We start from the raw sequence: 15,428 nt of genomic DNA on the forward strand, positions 1-15,428 counted from the left end.
CGGCTCAGCGCCACGCGGGAAGGTCGGGCAACGGACCGGACAGATCTCGGCCGGGGGAGCGGCCGATGAGCCAGGCGAGGAGAGAGGGAGCCGGGCCGAGGACGGTGTGCGCCGGGTCGCCGGGGGCGAGCGAGGCGGCGAAGTCGAGGTCGGCGGCTCGGACGTCGAAGGGCGGGGTGTCGGGGTCGAGAACTTTGGCGAGGTCGGCGGTGACGCGGGGGAGCGCGCGGGCGACGAAGGAGGCAGGCCAGTCGGCGGGGGTGTAGGAGGCGGCGAGGTCGACGTGGTGGATTTCGACTTCGAGCAGGCGCATCCAGGCGATCTCGGCCGCGGGGATGGCGCGGCCCGCGCGGGTGCGGACCGTGGCGCTCCAGTTCTCCCGCGACGCGGTGCTCGCGAGCGCGGACCAGCGGTTGGCGGCGGCCTCGATGTCGCGGAGTTGTTCGGCGACCGGCCGCGGCGAGCCCGCGTCGATGTCGAATTCGCGCACGAAGGAGCTGGCGTACTGCGGGGTCTCGATGCCGGTCCGCGCCCAGATCAGCAGGTTGACCAGGCTGTCGGCGTTGCGGGCGAGGTGGGCGAGCACGTGCCCGCGGGTCCAGCCTGGCAGCAGCGAGGGTTCGATGACGTCACCGTCGCGCAGACCGCTCACGGTCTCGAGCAACCGGGCGGTCGCGTCGGCGACCTGGTCGAGCAGATCGTGTGGTGTGGGATCCTGCGCGTCGCTGGTCACGGTGTCGACCCTAATGGGCGCAGCTGGGCGCAGCCGTCGAAAACGCGCGCGCGGCCGGAGTGGACGACTACCCAGCGACGAGCTGATCCAAGCGCTCATCGGCGACGACCGCGTCGGCCTCGATCTCCACCAGCAATGCGGGCGTGATGAGCGCTTTCACCTCGTACATCGACGCGGCGGGCCGGATCGACCCGAACACCTCGGCGTGCGCGGCGGCGACCTCGGGCCACCGGCCGATGTCGGTGACGAAGATCCGGGTGCGGACGACGTCGGCCATGCGCGCACCGGCTTCGTCGAGCGCGGCCGCGATGCGGCGCAGGGCTTCCCTGGTCTGCTCGCCGATGTCGTCCCCGCCGACGGCGGTACCGCCCGGCGCCGCGGCCGTGGTCCCGCTGACCGCGACGAAGTCGCCGACGCGCACGGCTCGCGAGTAGCCGACGACGTCTTCGAACTCGGATTCGGAGGAGATGTTCACACGCTTGGTCATGGCGACAGCATGGCCGCCGGTGTCCGCCGTGACCAACAATTAACCCCGGCGTCGACTCCGCGATGGGTCGGCGCGATAGGCATGCCGGGTGATTGCCAGACCCGGTCTCCTGCTCACCTGCTCCGCGATCGTCTGCGTGGCCACCACGGCCGCGGGGTGCGCCGCCGAGGGCGACGGCGCCGATTTCGGTACCGCACAAGACCGTTCGGTGGTGATCACGCTCGACCAGTTGCAGGCCGCGACCGGCGGACGCACCCCGATCGCGGTGACGGCGGAGCCGGAGCACGGCACGGTCGTCCGCCGCGCCGACGGCGCGTTCGAATACACCCCGGCCGCCGGGTACCGCGGAACGGACGGTTTCACCGTCACCACGAGCGACGCGGTCCGCCTGTACGCCACCGACATTCCGCCGCTCGGCGAGTTCGGCGGAATCACCGTGCAGGGCAGCGGTTTCGGTTCTGCGTGGACCCCGGTGCCCGGCCGCGCCGACGAGTTCTACGGCCTCACCGACTGCGGCCCGAACGTGGACGGTCCCGGCAAGAACGAAAAGCTCGCGCCGACACCCCGATTCGTTCCCAAGATCGGCCGGTTCGAGCTGGACGGCGCCCGCGTGGTGCTCCAGTCCACCATCGAGCTGCGCCGCGCCGACGGCACCCCGTTCAACGGCCAGGTCGACGTGGCCGCGAACACCGGCGAGACCATCAAGGACCTCGACGGCGCGGTGCTGCCCGCCACCGATCACGGCCTCGACCCGGAGGGCTTGGTCGCACTGCCCGACGGAACCTTCTGGGTCTCCGACGAATACGGCCCGTTCCTGGTGCACTTGGATGCCACCGGCAAGGAGATCGAGCGCCTCGCCCCCGGCGCGGGTCTGCCGAAGGAACTCGCGCTGCGCACCCCGAACCAGGGCATGGAGGGACTGACCGTCACTCCGGACGGCAACACCCTGGTCGGCGTCGTCCAAAGCGGTTTGAAGACACCCGCTCTGGACGGGTCGGCCAAGGACGTGCCGATGACCCGCATCGTCACCGTCGACCTCAAGACCAAGGCGCAGCGCGAATTCGTCTACCCGCTGGCGAATCCGAAGCAGACCAAGGTCGCCGTCTCCGAGATCACCGCGCTGAGCGCCACCACCTTCCTGGTGGACGAGCGCGACGGCAACCTGGCCCCGAAGTCGGACAAGAAGATCTGGACCATCGACACCTCCGGCGCGACCGACGTCGGCCCCGAGTCGAAGGTGCCCGGCGCGCAGTACGACCCGGAGCTCGGCGGCCTGCTCGTGGACGGCAAACCGCTGGAGACGCTGGTCGGCCCGGTCTCGACCGACGACGCGGTGGCGGCGCTTGGCAAGGCGGGCATCACGCCGGTCGCCAAGCAGCGCAACCTGGATCTGACCGCACTGGTGGCGGGTCTCGACGCGCAGGGCCGTTTCTTCGGCCACGACAAGGTCGAGGGCATCGCGAGCACCGACGGCGGCAAGACGATCTACATCGCCAACGACAGCGACTTCGGCCTGGCGGCGAGCGAGGGCGAGCAGCCGCCGTTCCGGCTGAAGCCCAAGACGCTGCCCGACGGGCGCCAGGACACCGGCGAGATCCTCGTCGTCGACACCGCGAAGCTGCCCGCCGCCACCGAAACCCACCGGGTGCACGTCAAGGTCGGCTGATCGGTTCGGTCCATTCCCTGCCCTCGACGACCACCGCCACGGCCAGCGTCAGCAGCCACAGCGACATGGACCCGACCTGGATGCGCTGGGCGATGCCGAGCGCGTACTCGCCGGGCAGGTTGTCGGCCACCAGCAGCCACACCGTCGCCGCCGACCCGAGCACCAGCACGACAACCCCGAACTCGCGCAGAATCCGCCAGCGGTGGTAGCGGAACGCCGCGAGGCTGAACGCGAAGACCGCGATCGCGATCGAGGTGACCGCGAGCGTGCTCGTCAGCGCGTGCGGCTGGTGCAGCTGCGGAAACAGCTCGCTCGGCCCGCCGCAGCCCGGCTCGCCCGGGGTGCAGTCGCGCAGCGGGAGTAGCGCGTCGGCGATGGTCGACGCGCCGAAGCAGGCCAGCGCCACCCAGCCGACGGTCGTGAGCCTGCGCCGGGGGAAGATCAGCAGCCCGCCGAGCGCGGCCGGGACGAGCAGCGCCCCGACGATCTTGTCGCCCGTCCCGAATACCTCGCGGTACGGCTTGCCTTCCGCGTCGAGCTCGCTGAGGAACTCGTTCACGGGATTGGAGTCGATGGGCAGCACGAACTCCAGCACCCAGGACGAATAGCAGAGCGCGGCGACCGCGATCGCCGCGGCGATCAACCAGGACGCGATCGGTGCGCGTCGTTCGGCGATCTTGTTCCCGTCGTCGGTCACTCTGCCCATTGTCCCGAACCGCTGGGTGTGGAGTCCGAGGAAGAACAAGCGTGTTGCCAGCGGTTCGTACGGCATTACCACCTGGTGCACAGGCTACTGTCAGCTTGTCCGGCAAGTCTGGAGTGGAAGCGAGTGAGGAGGTTTCCATGATCGGATATGCGACAGCCGTCGCCGGTTTGGCGATGATGGCCACCATGGTGGTGTCGGGTTATCTCGCCGCGCACGCACCGCGCACCCTGGTCCGGAGGCGCAACCGCTAGCGGCGCGCCCGAGTCAGCCGGGGTCCCGGCCCAGCGCTGCCTGCACCCGATCGGCCGCGGCGGCCGGGTCCTCGTGTTCCCAGATCCGCACCACCTGCCAGCCCGCGTCGTGCAGCGTCGCGTCGGTGGCGCGGTCGCGCGCCACATTGCCCGCGAGCTTGGCGGCCCACCATTCGGCGTTGTTCTTCGGCGAGGTGGCGTGCTCGGGGCAGCTGTGCCAGAAGCACCCGTCGACGTACACCGCGACCTTGCGCCGCGGAAAGATCACGTCGGCGCGGCGGCGCTGACCCCGCAGTGGCGCGCGGTCCACGAAATAGCGCAGGCCGCGCCGGTGTAGTTCGCGGCGCAGTGCCAATTCCGGCGCGGTTCCGCTGCGCCGCTGCTTGGCCAGCCTGGCACTGGTCGCGGCGTCGGTGCGTGGGCGCTCGATCATCGGCTCAGGCCGCCCAGCCGCCCATGCGGTCCAGGTGGTTCTCCATGTCGGTGAGAAACCCGTCGGGGAAGCGCAGCGTGCCCATCCCGGCCCGGCGCAGGAATCCGGCGGTGGCCCGCGCGGAGAGCAATCGCGAGTCGATGAGGAAGTCCTTCAGGTCCTCGTAGGGTTCGTGCACCGGCCAGCTGGACACCGGCACCCTATAGGCGGTCCCGGCGCGGCCCCACGCCGCCATCGGCCACGGCTGACCGGGCAGCAGGACCTGATCGTGCGGTATCGGATCCAGCGGCGCGGCCAGCCTGCCGCCTACCCAGGCCGCCATCCGCACGCTCACCGCGTTGCCGATCAGCTTCCAGCGGTGTCCCTGCCGGATGCCGCGCACCGTGGTGGCAGGCGCGGTCCAGTCGGGGGCGAAGCCTTGCAGCCGTTCTCCGTCGACCAAGCCCGGCGTCACGATCTCGCCGGACGGCAGCCGCACGGCGGGCGGGCTCGCGATGCCCAGCGCCGACCCGCCTTTCAGGGTCGGTACCGCGTTCACCGCCCACCCGAGCCCGCGCACGCCCTCGGTCCAGTAGAACCCGCAGGGGTCGCTGTCGGCGTCGCCGAGCTCGAGCGGGCCCGCGTCCTCGCCGAAGAGCACGCGGCGCGGGTCCTCGGTGCGCGAGGCCAGCATGAGCACGCGCTGGCGGCGCTGCGGCAGGCCGAACGCCCGCGCGTCGACGACGCGGTATGCCCAGGTGTAGCCGAGCTCGTCCAACGCCTCGGTGATGTGCCGCATGGCCGCGCCGCGGCCCAGTTGCAGCATGAAAGGGACGTTCTCGATCAGCAGCCAGCGCGGACCGCGCTTGCGGCGCACCAGACGGAACACCTCGTCGACGAGTCCCGAGCGCTGGCCGGTGATGCCCGCGGTGCGCCCCGCCTGCGAGAGGTCCTGGCAGGGGAATCCGGCCGCGACGAGTTCGGTGCCCGCCGGGATGCCGCGCAGTCTGGTGATGTCGGAATGCAGCGGAACGTCGCTGAAGTGGGCCGCGAGCACCGCCTGCGCCCCTACGTCGATCTCGCAGAGCAGCTCGGAATGCCAGCCGTGCTCGGCGAGGCCGAGCTCGAGTCCGCCGATCCCGGCGAACAGCCCGACCATCCGCCCGCCCGTCACAGTCATCCCTTCTCGTGATTCCACGACGGGCGCGAACACGTCCGCGCTCCGTGCCCCGCACAGCACGTTACTCGAGCCCTCAGGAGCGGACCACCGGGAGGACCACCGGCGGCGTATCGGGCTCCCCCGGCGCACCGGCGCGGGCGCGGTACGGATTCGCGTGTCTTGCTGCGGATTAGCTCGGGCTCCTCGATAATGCGAATCGGCCGGATCACGACCACGGTTGCTTCTCCCGCTTGGCCTTTCGACGCCGCGGCGTCGACGCGCAGTTCCCGGAACACTCATGCGATCGCCAGGAAAGTGAGTCCTGATGCAGCTCCCGTCCACCAAGCGTGGCAACTTCCCCGATGTCGTGGTGACCAGCCTCGCGGCGACCACGTCGATCGCGGGGGATGTCGACTCCACCTGGAAGGGCCTACTGAACGGCGAGAGTGGCATCGGTGTGCTCGACGATCCGTTCATCGACCAGTTCGAGCTGCCGGTGCGCATCGGCGGGCACCTGAAGGTCACCCCTGATTCCTGCCTCAGCGCCGAAGAGGTCCGCAGGCTGGCCTACGTCGAGCAGATGGCCACCGTGCTCGGCCGGGAGGTCTGGCGCAATGCGGGCAGCCCCTCGGTCGACCAGGACCGGCTGGCCGTTTCCATCGGTACCGGCCTCGGCGGCGCGGAAGCCGTGATCGATCAGCGCGACAAGCTGCAGAACGGTGGCTACCGCAAGGTTTCCCCGCTGGCGGTGCAGTGGATCATGCCGAACGGACCGGCCGCGTGCGTCGGCATGGAAGTCGGTGCGCGCGCGGGCGTCTGTACCCCGGTCTCGGCGTGTTCGTCCGGCTCGGAGGCGATCGCCAACGCCTGGAAGATGATCGTGATGGGCGACGCCGACATGGTCGTGACCGGCGGTGTCGAGGGTTCCATCCAGGCGGTGCCGATCGCCGCGTTCACGATGATGCGCGCGATGAGCACCCGCAACGGCGATCCGAAGGGCGCTTCGCGGCCGTTCGACGTGGACCGTGACGGATTCGTCTTCGGTGAGGCGGGCGCGATGATGGTGATCGAGACCGAGGAGCACGCCAAGGCCCGCGGCGCGACCATCCACGCCAGGGTGCTCGGCGCAGGCATCACCTCCGACGGATTCCACCTGGTCGCCCCCGATCCGGAGGGCACCGGCGCCGCGCGGGCGATCACGAGGGCCATCGAGACCGCCGGGCTGGCGAAAAGCGATGTCACGCACATCAATGCGCATGCCACCGCGACTCCGATCGGCGACACCGCCGAGGCGCGGGCGATCGGCAAGGCGGTGGGCTCGCACGCGTCGGTCTACGCCCCGAAATCGGCGCTCGGCCATTCGATCGGCGCCGTCGGCGCGCTGGAGTCGGTGCTCACCGTGCTGAGCGTGCGCGACGGCATCGTGCCGCCGACGCTGAACCTGGAGAACCAGGACCCCGACGTCGACCTCGACATCGTCAAGGGCGGGGCGCGGCAGGGCCGCATCGAGTACGCGGTCAACAACTCCTTCGGTTTCGGCGGGCACAACGTATCGATCGCCTTCGGGAGGTACTGAGCCATGATCCGCGAGACCGTGGACGACTATCTGGACGAACAGGGCAACATCACGATCCCGGGTGACAAGACACTGATCGACTTCGTCGACCAGCACACCACGGCGAGTCCGGACGGTCTCGCGTACCGCTACATCGACTATTCGCGCGAACACGAGGGCGAGTACCGAGACCTGACCTGGAGCCAGTTCAGCGTGCGGCTGCGTGCGGTCGCGGCCCGGTTGCAGCAGGTCGCGCAGCCGCGCGACCGAGTCGCGATCCTCGCCCCGCAGGGCCTGGACTACGTGATCTCGATCTTCGCCGCCGTCTACGCGGGCACCATCGCGGTGCCGCTGTTCGATCCCGGCGAGCAGGGGCACACCGACCGGCTGCACGCGGTGCTCGCCGACTGCGCTCCCGCGGTGATCCTCACGGTCTCGACCGCGGCATCGGGCGTGCGGAACCTCTTCCGTCATCTGCCCGCGACGCAGCGCCCGCGCATCGTCGCCGTGGACGCGATCCCGGACGGGGTCGGCGCGAGCTGGGTGCGCCCGGACATCGACATCGACAGCATCGCCTACCTGCAATACACCTCGGGCTCCACCAGGATTCCCGCGGGCGTGGAGATCACCCACCGCGCCGTCGGCACCAATCTGTTGCAGATGATCGACGCCATCGGCGTCACCGAGAATTCGCGCGGCGTCACCTGGCTGCCGCTGTTCCACGACATGGGCCTGCTGTGCGTGATCCTGCCGACCATCGGCGGCGGATTCATCACGATCATGTCGCCGAGCGCGTTCGTGCGCAGGCCGTACCGCTGGATCAAGGAGCTGGCCGCGGTCTCCGACGGAGCCGGGACCTTCGCCGCCGCACCGAATTTCGCCTTCGAGCACGCCGCGGAGCGCGGGCTGCCGAAGGCGGGCGAGAAATTGGACCTGTCGAACGTCATCGGGTTGATCAACGGCAGCGAGCCGGTCTCGGTGGCTTCGATGAAGAAGTTCAACGACGCGTTCACCCCCTACGGTCTGCCCACGACCGCGATCAAGCCCTGCTACGGCATGGCCGAGGCGACCCTGTTCGTCTCGGCGACCAAGGCCGAGGACGAGGCCAAGGTGGTCTACGTGGACAGGGGCGAGCTCAACGCGGGCCGGATGGTTCAGGTCGAGCCAGGCACCGACAACGCCATCGCGCAGGTGTCGTGCGGTTATGTGGCGCTGTCGCAGTGGGCCGCGATCGTCGATCCCGAGACCAGCGTGGAGCGGCAGGACGGCGAGGTCGGCGAGATCTGGCTGCACGGCGACAACATGGGCATCGGCTACTGGGGTCAGCCGGAGGAATCCGTGGCGACCTTCCACAACCGGTTGCGCAGGCTGCCGGAAGGCAGTCGCGCGGAAGGCGCCGCCGAGGACGCGAAATGGATGCGCACCGGCGATTTCGGCGCGTATTTCGAGGGCGAGCTGTACATCACCGGCCGGGTGAAGGACTTGGTGATCGTGGACGGGCGCAACCACTATCCGCAGGATCTGGAGTTCTCGGCGCAGGAAGCCAGCACGGCGCTGCGCCCCGGCTTCGTCGCGGCGTTCTCGGTGCCCGCCAATCAGTTGCCCGCGGAGGCACTCGAACAGGGCGGCGCGGCAACGCGATTCGACGCCGAGGACACCTCCGAACAGTTGGTCGTCGTGGCCGAGCGCGGTACCGGCGCGGCCAAGGCGGATCCGGGCCCGATCGCCGAGGCGGTGCGCGCCGCCATCGCGCGCCGCCACGGCGTGACGGTTCGTGATCTGCTGCTGGTGCCCGCGGGCTCGATCCCGCGCACCTCCAGCGGCAAGATTGCCCGACGGGCCTGCCGCACCGCGTATCTGGAGGGCACGCTGCGCGGCGGGTGCCGGCAGCAGTCCTTCCCGGACGGGCTGGAGTGCGAACCGGAAGGCGCGGGCATGCACTGAGTAGTTCGACGGCGGGCGCTCGTTCTCGAACGGGCGCCCGCCGATGCTTTTTACAGGGGGGTTTCGACGGTGTAGTCGAACTCGCGCACGTCCGCGCCCACGATCCGGGTCTCCAATCCGCCCGAGGGGCCTTCCCCACGGAAGCGTTCCGCGTCGGCGCGGGACGACCACCGCTCGTACACATTGACGCGATCGGGTTCGAGCAGATCCGCGCCGAGACAGAAATCGAGGCAGCCCTCGGCCACTCGCGCCTGTTCGACGACCTCCCGGCACCGCGCCAGGTAGTCGTCCCGGTCGATGACCCGTAGGTATCCGGCGACGATCAGCATTACCGCAGCTTAGACCGGCTACCCGCTCGTGGTGTGGCGAAAAATCGGTTGGCCGGAACGCGACGTGGTGCGACCCTGGGATGTCGGACCCCGCTGCGAACATCGCCGGGCGCCGGATCACTCGACACCGCGATCCACACACCACGAGGGGGAGCATTGTCAGTCACGCTCGAGTTGCCGTCGGCCGAATCGGACGCGGACAGACCCGAGCGGCCCGCCGGCACGCCGCCGGGCCGCCTGCATTCCCTGCGGCGCTTCGGGCCGTACCTGCGCCCGCACCGGGCCGCCCTGCTCGGGGCGACCACCTTGGCGGTGCTGGCGACGCTGACCGCCGTCGTCATACCACTGCTGATCGCGCGCATCATCGACGGACCCATCGCGCACCGCGACTACGGGGGGATGGTGGTGCCCGTCCTGCTGGTACTGCTGCTGGGCCTGCTGGAGGCGTTCGGCATCTGGGGCAGGCGCTGGCTGGTCTCCAAACCGGCCACGTCGTTCGAGATCACGTTGCGCGCCAAGATCTTCCGCAAGTTGCAGACGCTGGCGATCGGGCGCCACGACGCCTGGGAGTCGGGCCAGCTGCTCTCGCGCGCCGTCGACGATCTGGCCGTCCTGCGGCGATTCGTCGCGTTCGCCGGACCGTTCCTGGTGATCCACATCGTGGTGATCCCGATCGGCCTGCTCGTGCTGTGCCTGCTGAACTGGCGGGTCGGCCTGATCTTCGGCCTGATCTCGATTCCGCTGGTGTTCATCGCGACCAGGTTCGAGCGGCGCTACGCGGTGGCTTCGCGGCGCTCGCAGGATCAGTCCGGCGACCTGGCCACCACCGCGGAGGAATCCGTGCAGGGCGTGCGCGTCCTGAAGGCGTTCGGCCGCGGTCTGTTCTTCGGTTCGCGATTCACCGCCCAGTCGCGCGAGTTGCAGCAGACCGAACTGCTCAAGGTGCGACTCGACGCCAGGCTCTGGTCGGCCATGATGGGCCTTCCGCAGCTGGCCATCGCTTTCGCGCTCGGCTACGGCGGGTACGCGGTGGCGCACGGCACGATGACGCTCGGCACCCTGGTCGCGTCCATCACGCTGGCGACCTTCCTCCAGTGGCCGATCATCTGGACCGGCTTCCTGCTCGCCGAGCTGAACGACGCGCGCACCGCCGCCGATCGCTACTGGGAGATCATCGACACCCCGGTCGACATCACCGACCCCGCCGATCCGGTGCGGCTGCCGGAGCGTATCGCGGGCGAATTGACCTTGGACGGTGTGCGTTTCGCGTTCCCGCGCGGCGAGGACGAAGGCAAGGACCCGATGCCGGACACGGAACGCGAAGTGTTGCGCGACGTCTCGCTGAAGGTGCGGCCAGGCGAGACGGTGGCGCTGGTCGGCGCGACGGGCAGCGGAAAGACCGCACTGCTCAACCTGATTCCGCGGCTCTACGACGTGACCGGCGGCGTGATCACCATCGACGGCATCGACATCGCCTCGATGCGGGTGTCGGACCTACGTTCGGTGGTGGCGGTCGCGTTCGAGGACCCGGTGTTGTTCTCGGCCAGCGTGCGCGAGAACGTCGCGCTCGGCGACCCGGAGGCCACCGACGAGGACGTGCGCCGCGCGCTGGACATCGCCCAGGCCACGGATTTCGTGGACAAGCTGCCGTGGGGCCTCGACACCAGGATCGGCGAGCAGGGCCTGAGCCTGTCCGGCGGCCAGCGGCAACGGCTGGCCCTGGCCCGCGCGGTGCTCGGCCGCGCGAGCGCCGGTGACCGCCCCCGGATCATGGTGCTCGACGATCCGCTGTCGGCGCTGGACGTGGAGACCGAGGAGCGGGTGCAGGAACGGCTGCGCACCGTGCTGGCCGGCGCGACCACGCTGCTCGTCGCGCACCGGCCGTCCACCGCGGCGCTGGCCGATCGGGTGGCGTTGCTGGCCGAGGGCTGCATCGTCGCCGAGGGCAGCCACGACCAACTGCTGCGCAGCAGTGCCCGCTACCGCGAATTGATGGGAGGCGAAGCGTGAGCGTGACCGAGACCGTGTCGAAAGACGCGGTGAGCGAGCCGGATTCGGTCGACGAGGTCGCCGACTGGCGTGGCATCGCCAGCGAGGACAAAGAGGTCACCGAGACCGGAAACCTGGTGCTGGCCGGGCGATCCCGGCGGCTGCTGCTCGACCTGGTTCGCCCGTACCGCAGGCTCGCGGTGCTGGCGCTGGTGCTGATCGTGGTGGACAACGCGGCCACCGTCTCGGCGCCGCTGTTCGTCGCCTACGGGCTCGATACCGGCATTTCCGAAGGCGCCAAGGGCAATTGGACGCCGCTGACGCTGACCGTCGCAGGCTACCTCGCCGTGGTCGGCATCAGCGTGTGCACCACCTTCAGCTTCCTGCGGGTCTCGGGCAGGCTCAGCCAGAGCGTGCTGTTCGACCTGCGCGTGCGGCTGTTCGGGCACATGCAGCGGCTGAGCGTGAGCTTCCACGAGAAGTACACCTCGGGCAAGGCGGTCGCCCGGCTCACCGGCGATATCGAAACGCTCCAGGAACTGCTGGAGAGCGCGCTGAACCAGGCGCTGAGCGCGATCCTCTCGGTGGTCACCATCGCGGTGCTGCTGGTCTACCTGGACCAGACCCTCGCGGCCATCGTGCTCGTCGGTTTCGTGCCGCTGGCGCTGGTGACCAGGTGGGCGCAGCGCAGGCAGCGGGCGGGCTACCGGCGCACCCGCGGCGCCATCGCCAAGGTCGTCGTGCAGTTCGTCGAGTCCATGGGCGGCATGCGCGCGGTGCAGGCGTTCCGCCGCGAGCAGCGCAACGAGGCCGTGCTCGCCGTCGAGGACGCCGAGTACCGGACCGCGACCACCGCCGCCATGCGCGGCATGGGCGATTACGCCGGACTCACTCGGCTGCTCGGCAACCTCACCACGGTGATCGTCATCGTGGTCGGCGCGTGGCAGGTGATCGAGGGCAACCTCGCCGTCGGCGTGCTGGCCGCGTACCTGCTGTACCTCAACGAGTTCTACGGCCCGCTCGACGAGCTCGCCCAGGTGTTCAACTCCTACCAGTCCGCCGCCGCGGCGCTGGAGAAGATCTCCGGCGTGCTGGAGGAGGAGCCCTCGGTGCCGGAACCGAAGGATCCGGTGCCGCTGGGCAAGGCCGCGGGCGCGGTGCGGATGGACGAGGTGTGGTTCGGTTACGACGCCGAGCCCGGACCGGAGGCGACCGACGCGGCGGGGCGCGGGCCGGTGCTGCCCGAGTTCTCGCTGGAGATCCCGGCCGGGCAGGTCATCGCCCTCGTCGGTGCGACCGGTGCGGGCAAGTCGACCCTGGCCAAGCTGCTGACCAGGTTCTACGACCCGTCCGGCGGCACGGTCACGCTGGACGGGATCGATCTGCGCCGGATCTCCGATGCCGACCTGCGGCGCACTGTCGTCATGGTGACCCAGGAGTCCTACCTGTTCTCCGGGTCGGTCGCCGACAACATCCGCCTCGGCAGGCCGGACGCCACCGATGCCGAGGTGCACGCGGCCGCCCGCGCGGTCGGGCTGCACGACTTCGTCGTGAAGCTGCCGGAGGGTTTCGACACCGACGTGCGCAAGCGCGGTGGCAGGCTCTCGGCGGGGCAGCGGCAGCTGGTCGCGTTCGCCAGGGTCTTCCTCGCCGATCCGGCGGTCATCGTGCTCGACGAGGCCACCTCGAGCCTGGACATCCCTGGTGAACGGTTGGTTCAGCGGGCGCTGGAGACAGTGTTACGGGACCGCACCGCCGTGATCATCGCGCACCGGCTGTCCACCGTGGCGATCGCCGACCGCGTGCTGGTGCTCGAACACGGCCGGATCGTCGAGGACGGCGCCCCCGCCGAGCTGATCGAGGGCACCGGCCGCTTCGCCGGACTGCACGCCGCGTGGCGCGAGTCACTGGTGTGATGCCCGCGGCGTTCGCGACGGGCCAGGAGGAGGTAGCGCAGCGTGACCACACGGGGACCCGCGAGCGACGCAAAAATACAGCGTGCCGGGTTTTTTCGCTTACGGTAGATACGTGACCAATCCAGCCCCCGCCCCCGACAGCAAACCGGCGGCACCTCGGTGGCCGGCAATTCTGACATGGCGCGCGCACAACGCCACGCGGATGGAATCGGTGCGCGTGACACTGAACGGCAATCGCATTCGCGCCGCCGGTCGCATGATCGGCGGGGCGTGCGAGGACCACCCCGCCTTCAGCGCGTCCTACGACCTGGTCACCGACGAGAACGGTGCGACCAAGCGGCTGTCGCTGCGCGCGACCACCGCGGCGGGGGAGCGGCACGCCTCGATCGCCAGGGACGAGGAGAACTACTGGCTGGTCGACGCGGGCGGCAGCCACGTCCGCTCCACCTTCGCGGGTGCGCTCGACGTGGATGTGGTGCTCAGCCCGTTCTTCAACACCCTGCCGATCCGGCGCTACGGGCTCCAGCACGCGGTGGACGACGTGCAGGTGCCTGTGGTGTACGTGCGCCTGCCCGATCTGCTCGTTCAAGAGGCCAGCCTGGTCTACAGCAGCGGCACCGACGGCATCAGCGTGCTGTCGCCGGTCTCCAGCGCGACGGTCACCGTCGACGAGGACGGCTTCCTGCTGGACTACCCGGGGCTGGCCGAACGCATCTGAGTTCGGGCCATCCGAGTTCAGACCCCGGTGATCACGCCGCCGCGCCGCCCGGCCTCGCGCAGCCGCTCCAGCCAGTCGTGGTCGCCGGGCCGCACGTCGGTGATCTCCCAGCGCCGCGCGGTCTCGTAGTCGTTCCTCGCGTCGTGGCCCGCCTGGGTCAGGTCGGCGAGCGAGCCCTCCGCGCGCAGGGTGTCGCGGGCCGCGCCGAGCACCGTCAGCGTTTCCTCCAGCACGGCGAGCAGTGCGTCGGCGTTCGGTTCGCAGATCGCGCGCACCAGCTCGGGAGCGGTCGCCGCGACCCGGGTGCCGTCGCGGAAGGATCCCGCGGCCAAGCCGAGCGCGAGCGGCCCGCCGCCCGCGCCCGCGACGGCCAGCGCCTCGGCGAGCACGTGCGGCAGGTGCGAGATCCGCGCGACGGCACGATCGTGTTCCTCGGCGACCACCGGAACCACCACCGATCCGCAGTCCAGCGCCAGCGACGCCACGCGACGCCACGGATCCGCGTGCGTTCCCGCATCGACGCCCACTGCCCATACCGCGTCGCGGAACAACTCGGGATCCGTGGCCGCCCAACCGGATTCGGAGGTACCGGCCATCGGATGCCCGCCGACGAAGCGCGCGGCCAGTCCGTGCTTGCGCACCGCGGCGGCGACCGGGGCTTTCACGCTCACCACGTCGGTCAGCATGCATTCCGGCGCGAAGGTGGCCACCGAGGCGAGGATGTGATCGACGGCGGGCATCGGCACCGCGATCACGATCAACGCGTCGGCTTGCGCGGCCCGGCCGAGCACGCCGGGCAGGTCGTCGTCCACGTCGAAACCGTCGGCACGTGCGGCGGCCGCCCCGGGTTGCGATCTGTTGTAACCGAATGCCGTATAGCCCGCCGACACGGCGGCGCGTAGCAGGGAACCGCCGATCAGGCCCGTCCCGAGGACACACACCGGTGCTTTCTGGTCGCGAGTCACCGGAACAGATTCGCATACGACTTCAACATTTGAGCTCGAGCCGACTACCGTTGCGGCCATGGCAGCACAGCGCTCGGGCACGAACAGGGCGGCGTCGGAAGATTACGACGACGTGGAAGGGTTCGCAGTGGCGGTTGTCCGCGAAGAAGGCAAATGGCGGTGTAGTCCGTTGACCCAGGCTGCGCTCACCGATTTGTCCGTTGCGGAAAACGAGCTGAAGGCATTGCGCAGCTCGGGGGCGGTCTTCGGTCTGCTGGACATCGACGACGAGTTCTTCATCGTGTTGCGGCCCGCGCCGAGCGGCACCAGGTTGCTGGTCTCGGACGCCACGGCCGCGATCGATTACGACATCGCCGCCGATGTGCTCGAGGCACTGAACATCGAAATCCCCGATATCGATCCCGACGAAATCGACGACATCGAACCGTGGGAAGAGGGCGATCTCGCGGTACTGGCCGACTTGGGCCTGCCCGAGCCGGTGCTCAGCGTGATTCTCGCCGAGACCGACCTGTACCCGGACGAGCAGCTGGGCATGATCGCCCAGCGCCTCGGCTTCGCCACCGAACTCTCGGCGATACTGGACAAGCTGCCGCGGTGA

14 protein-coding genes are annotated in these 15,428 nt (G+C 69.8%); 7 read left to right on the forward strand and 7 right to left on the reverse strand.

Annotated features, from left to right (window positions below; all coding sequences use genetic code 11):
- Window positions 1-4: 4 nt before the first annotated feature.
- Both AC3EO7_RS22575 and AC3EO7_RS22580 read right to left on the reverse strand, forming a co-directional pair.
- On the reverse strand, window positions 5-733 hold the full coding sequence (locus AC3EO7_RS22575; protein WP_431966504.1) for a maleylpyruvate isomerase family mycothiol-dependent enzyme: 729 nt from the start codon (window positions 731-733) through the stop codon (window positions 5-7).
- A 67-nt stretch (window positions 734-800) separates the two neighbouring features.
- Window positions 801-1,220 (reverse strand): RidA family protein, encoded by a 420-nt coding sequence (locus AC3EO7_RS22580; protein ID WP_435592328.1) that lies wholly within the window; start codon window positions 1,218-1,220, stop codon window positions 801-803.
- Window positions 1,221-1,308: 88 nt separating this feature from the next.
- On the opposite strand from AC3EO7_RS22580, the gene AC3EO7_RS22585 reads away from it, so the two are divergent.
- On the forward strand, window positions 1,309-2,886 hold the full coding sequence (locus tag AC3EO7_RS22585; protein ID WP_435592329.1) for an esterase-like activity of phytase family protein: 1,578 nt from the start codon (window positions 1,309-1,311) through the stop codon (window positions 2,884-2,886).
- On the opposite strand, the gene AC3EO7_RS22590 is transcribed toward AC3EO7_RS22585, so the two are convergent.
- The 3 genes from AC3EO7_RS22590 to AC3EO7_RS22600 form a co-directional block, all read right to left on the reverse strand.
- The gene (locus tag AC3EO7_RS22590) at window positions 2,873-3,583 is read right to left on the reverse strand and encodes a DUF998 domain-containing protein (protein ID WP_431966510.1); all 711 of its coding nucleotides are present in this window, start codon (window positions 3,581-3,583) and stop codon (window positions 2,873-2,875) included. The genes AC3EO7_RS22585 and AC3EO7_RS22590 overlap by 14 nt on opposite strands.
- Before the next feature lie 273 nt (window positions 3,584-3,856).
- Window positions 3,857-4,276 (reverse strand): very short patch repair endonuclease, encoded by a 420-nt coding sequence (locus AC3EO7_RS22595; protein ID WP_431966512.1) that lies wholly within the window; start codon window positions 4,274-4,276, stop codon window positions 3,857-3,859.
- Between the two features lie 4 nt (window positions 4,277-4,280).
- Window positions 4,281-5,435: a DNA cytosine methyltransferase gene (locus AC3EO7_RS22600; protein ID WP_435592330.1), complete on the reverse strand. Its 1,155-nt coding sequence runs from the start codon at window positions 5,433-5,435 to the stop codon at window positions 4,281-4,283.
- 304 nt (window positions 5,436-5,739) lie between these two features.
- On the opposite strand from AC3EO7_RS22600, the gene AC3EO7_RS22605 reads away from it, so the two are divergent.
- Together AC3EO7_RS22605 and fadD32 are read left to right on the forward strand one after the other, a co-directional pair.
- Complete coding sequence (locus AC3EO7_RS22605) at window positions 5,740-6,990, forward strand: KasA/KasB family beta-ketoacyl-ACP synthase (RefSeq protein ID WP_431966516.1); 1,251 nt, start codon at window positions 5,740-5,742, stop codon at window positions 6,988-6,990.
- A 3-nt stretch (window positions 6,991-6,993) separates the two neighbouring features.
- Window positions 6,994-8,913, forward strand: a complete 1,920-nt coding sequence (gene fadD32, locus AC3EO7_RS22610) for a long-chain-fatty-acid--AMP ligase FadD32 (protein ID WP_431966518.1) — start codon at window positions 6,994-6,996, stop codon at window positions 8,911-8,913.
- 50 nt (window positions 8,914-8,963) lie between these two features.
- Here fadD32 and AC3EO7_RS22615 read toward each other — a convergent pair whose 3' ends face one another.
- Window positions 8,964-9,242, reverse strand: a complete 279-nt coding sequence (locus AC3EO7_RS22615) for a putative quinol monooxygenase (protein ID WP_431966520.1) — start codon at window positions 9,240-9,242, stop codon at window positions 8,964-8,966.
- A gap of 156 nt (window positions 9,243-9,398) precedes the next feature.
- Between AC3EO7_RS22615 and AC3EO7_RS22620 the strand changes: the two genes are divergently transcribed.
- From AC3EO7_RS22620 to AC3EO7_RS22630, 3 genes are all read left to right on the forward strand, one after another.
- Window positions 9,399-11,252 carry an ABC transporter ATP-binding protein gene (locus tag AC3EO7_RS22620; protein WP_431966522.1) on the forward strand — a complete coding sequence of 618 codons (1,854 nt, stop codon included), beginning with the start codon at window positions 9,399-9,401 and terminating at the stop codon, window positions 11,250-11,252.
- Window positions 11,253-11,254: 2 nt separating this feature from the next.
- Entirely contained in the window at window positions 11,255-13,147 is a 1,893-nt protein-coding gene (locus tag AC3EO7_RS22625; protein ID WP_431966524.1) for an ABC transporter ATP-binding protein, read from the forward strand.
- A 112-nt stretch (window positions 13,148-13,259) separates the two neighbouring features.
- Window positions 13,260-13,865 carry a putative glycolipid-binding domain-containing protein gene (locus tag AC3EO7_RS22630; RefSeq protein WP_431966526.1) on the forward strand — a complete coding sequence of 202 codons (606 nt, stop codon included), beginning with the start codon at window positions 13,260-13,262 and terminating at the stop codon, window positions 13,863-13,865.
- A gap of 17 nt (window positions 13,866-13,882) precedes the next feature.
- Here the strand turns inward: AC3EO7_RS22630 and AC3EO7_RS22635 are convergent, their stop codons facing one another.
- Entirely contained in the window at window positions 13,883-14,830 is a 948-nt protein-coding gene (locus AC3EO7_RS22635; RefSeq protein ID WP_435592331.1) for a prephenate dehydrogenase, read from the reverse strand.
- Between the two features lie 58 nt (window positions 14,831-14,888).
- Between AC3EO7_RS22635 and AC3EO7_RS22640 the strand changes: the two genes are divergently transcribed.
- Window positions 14,889-15,428: a tRNA adenosine deaminase-associated protein gene (locus tag AC3EO7_RS22640; protein WP_431966530.1), complete on the forward strand. Its 540-nt coding sequence runs from the start codon at window positions 14,889-14,891 to the stop codon at window positions 15,426-15,428.

The sequence above is a fragment of the Nocardia sp. bgisy118 genome (assembly GCF_057708605.1).

Excerpts from the sequence above, each read along its gene's own strand:
- AC3EO7_RS22580 (WP_435592328.1), bottom strand. The coding sequence starts at position 1,220 with ATGACCAAGCGTGTGAACATCTCCTCCGAATCCGAGTTCGAAGACGTC.
- AC3EO7_RS22595 (WP_431966512.1), bottom strand. The coding sequence starts at position 4,276 with ATGATCGAGCGCCCACGCACCGACGCCGCGACCAGTGCCAGGCTGGCC.
- AC3EO7_RS22600 (WP_435592330.1), bottom strand. The coding sequence starts at position 5,435 with ATGACTGTGACGGGCGGGCGGATGGTCGGGCTGTTCGCCGGGATCGGC.
- AC3EO7_RS22605 (WP_431966516.1), top strand. The coding sequence starts at position 5,740 with ATGCAGCTCCCGTCCACCAAGCGTGGCAACTTCCCCGATGTCGTGGTG.
- fadD32 (WP_431966518.1), top strand. The coding sequence starts at position 6,994 with ATGATCCGCGAGACCGTGGACGACTATCTGGACGAACAGGGCAACATC.
- AC3EO7_RS22615 (WP_431966520.1), bottom strand. The coding sequence starts at position 9,242 with ATGCTGATCGTCGCCGGATACCTACGGGTCATCGACCGGGACGACTAC.
- AC3EO7_RS22640 (WP_431966530.1), top strand. The coding sequence starts at position 14,889 with ATGGCAGCACAGCGCTCGGGCACGAACAGGGCGGCGTCGGAAGATTAC.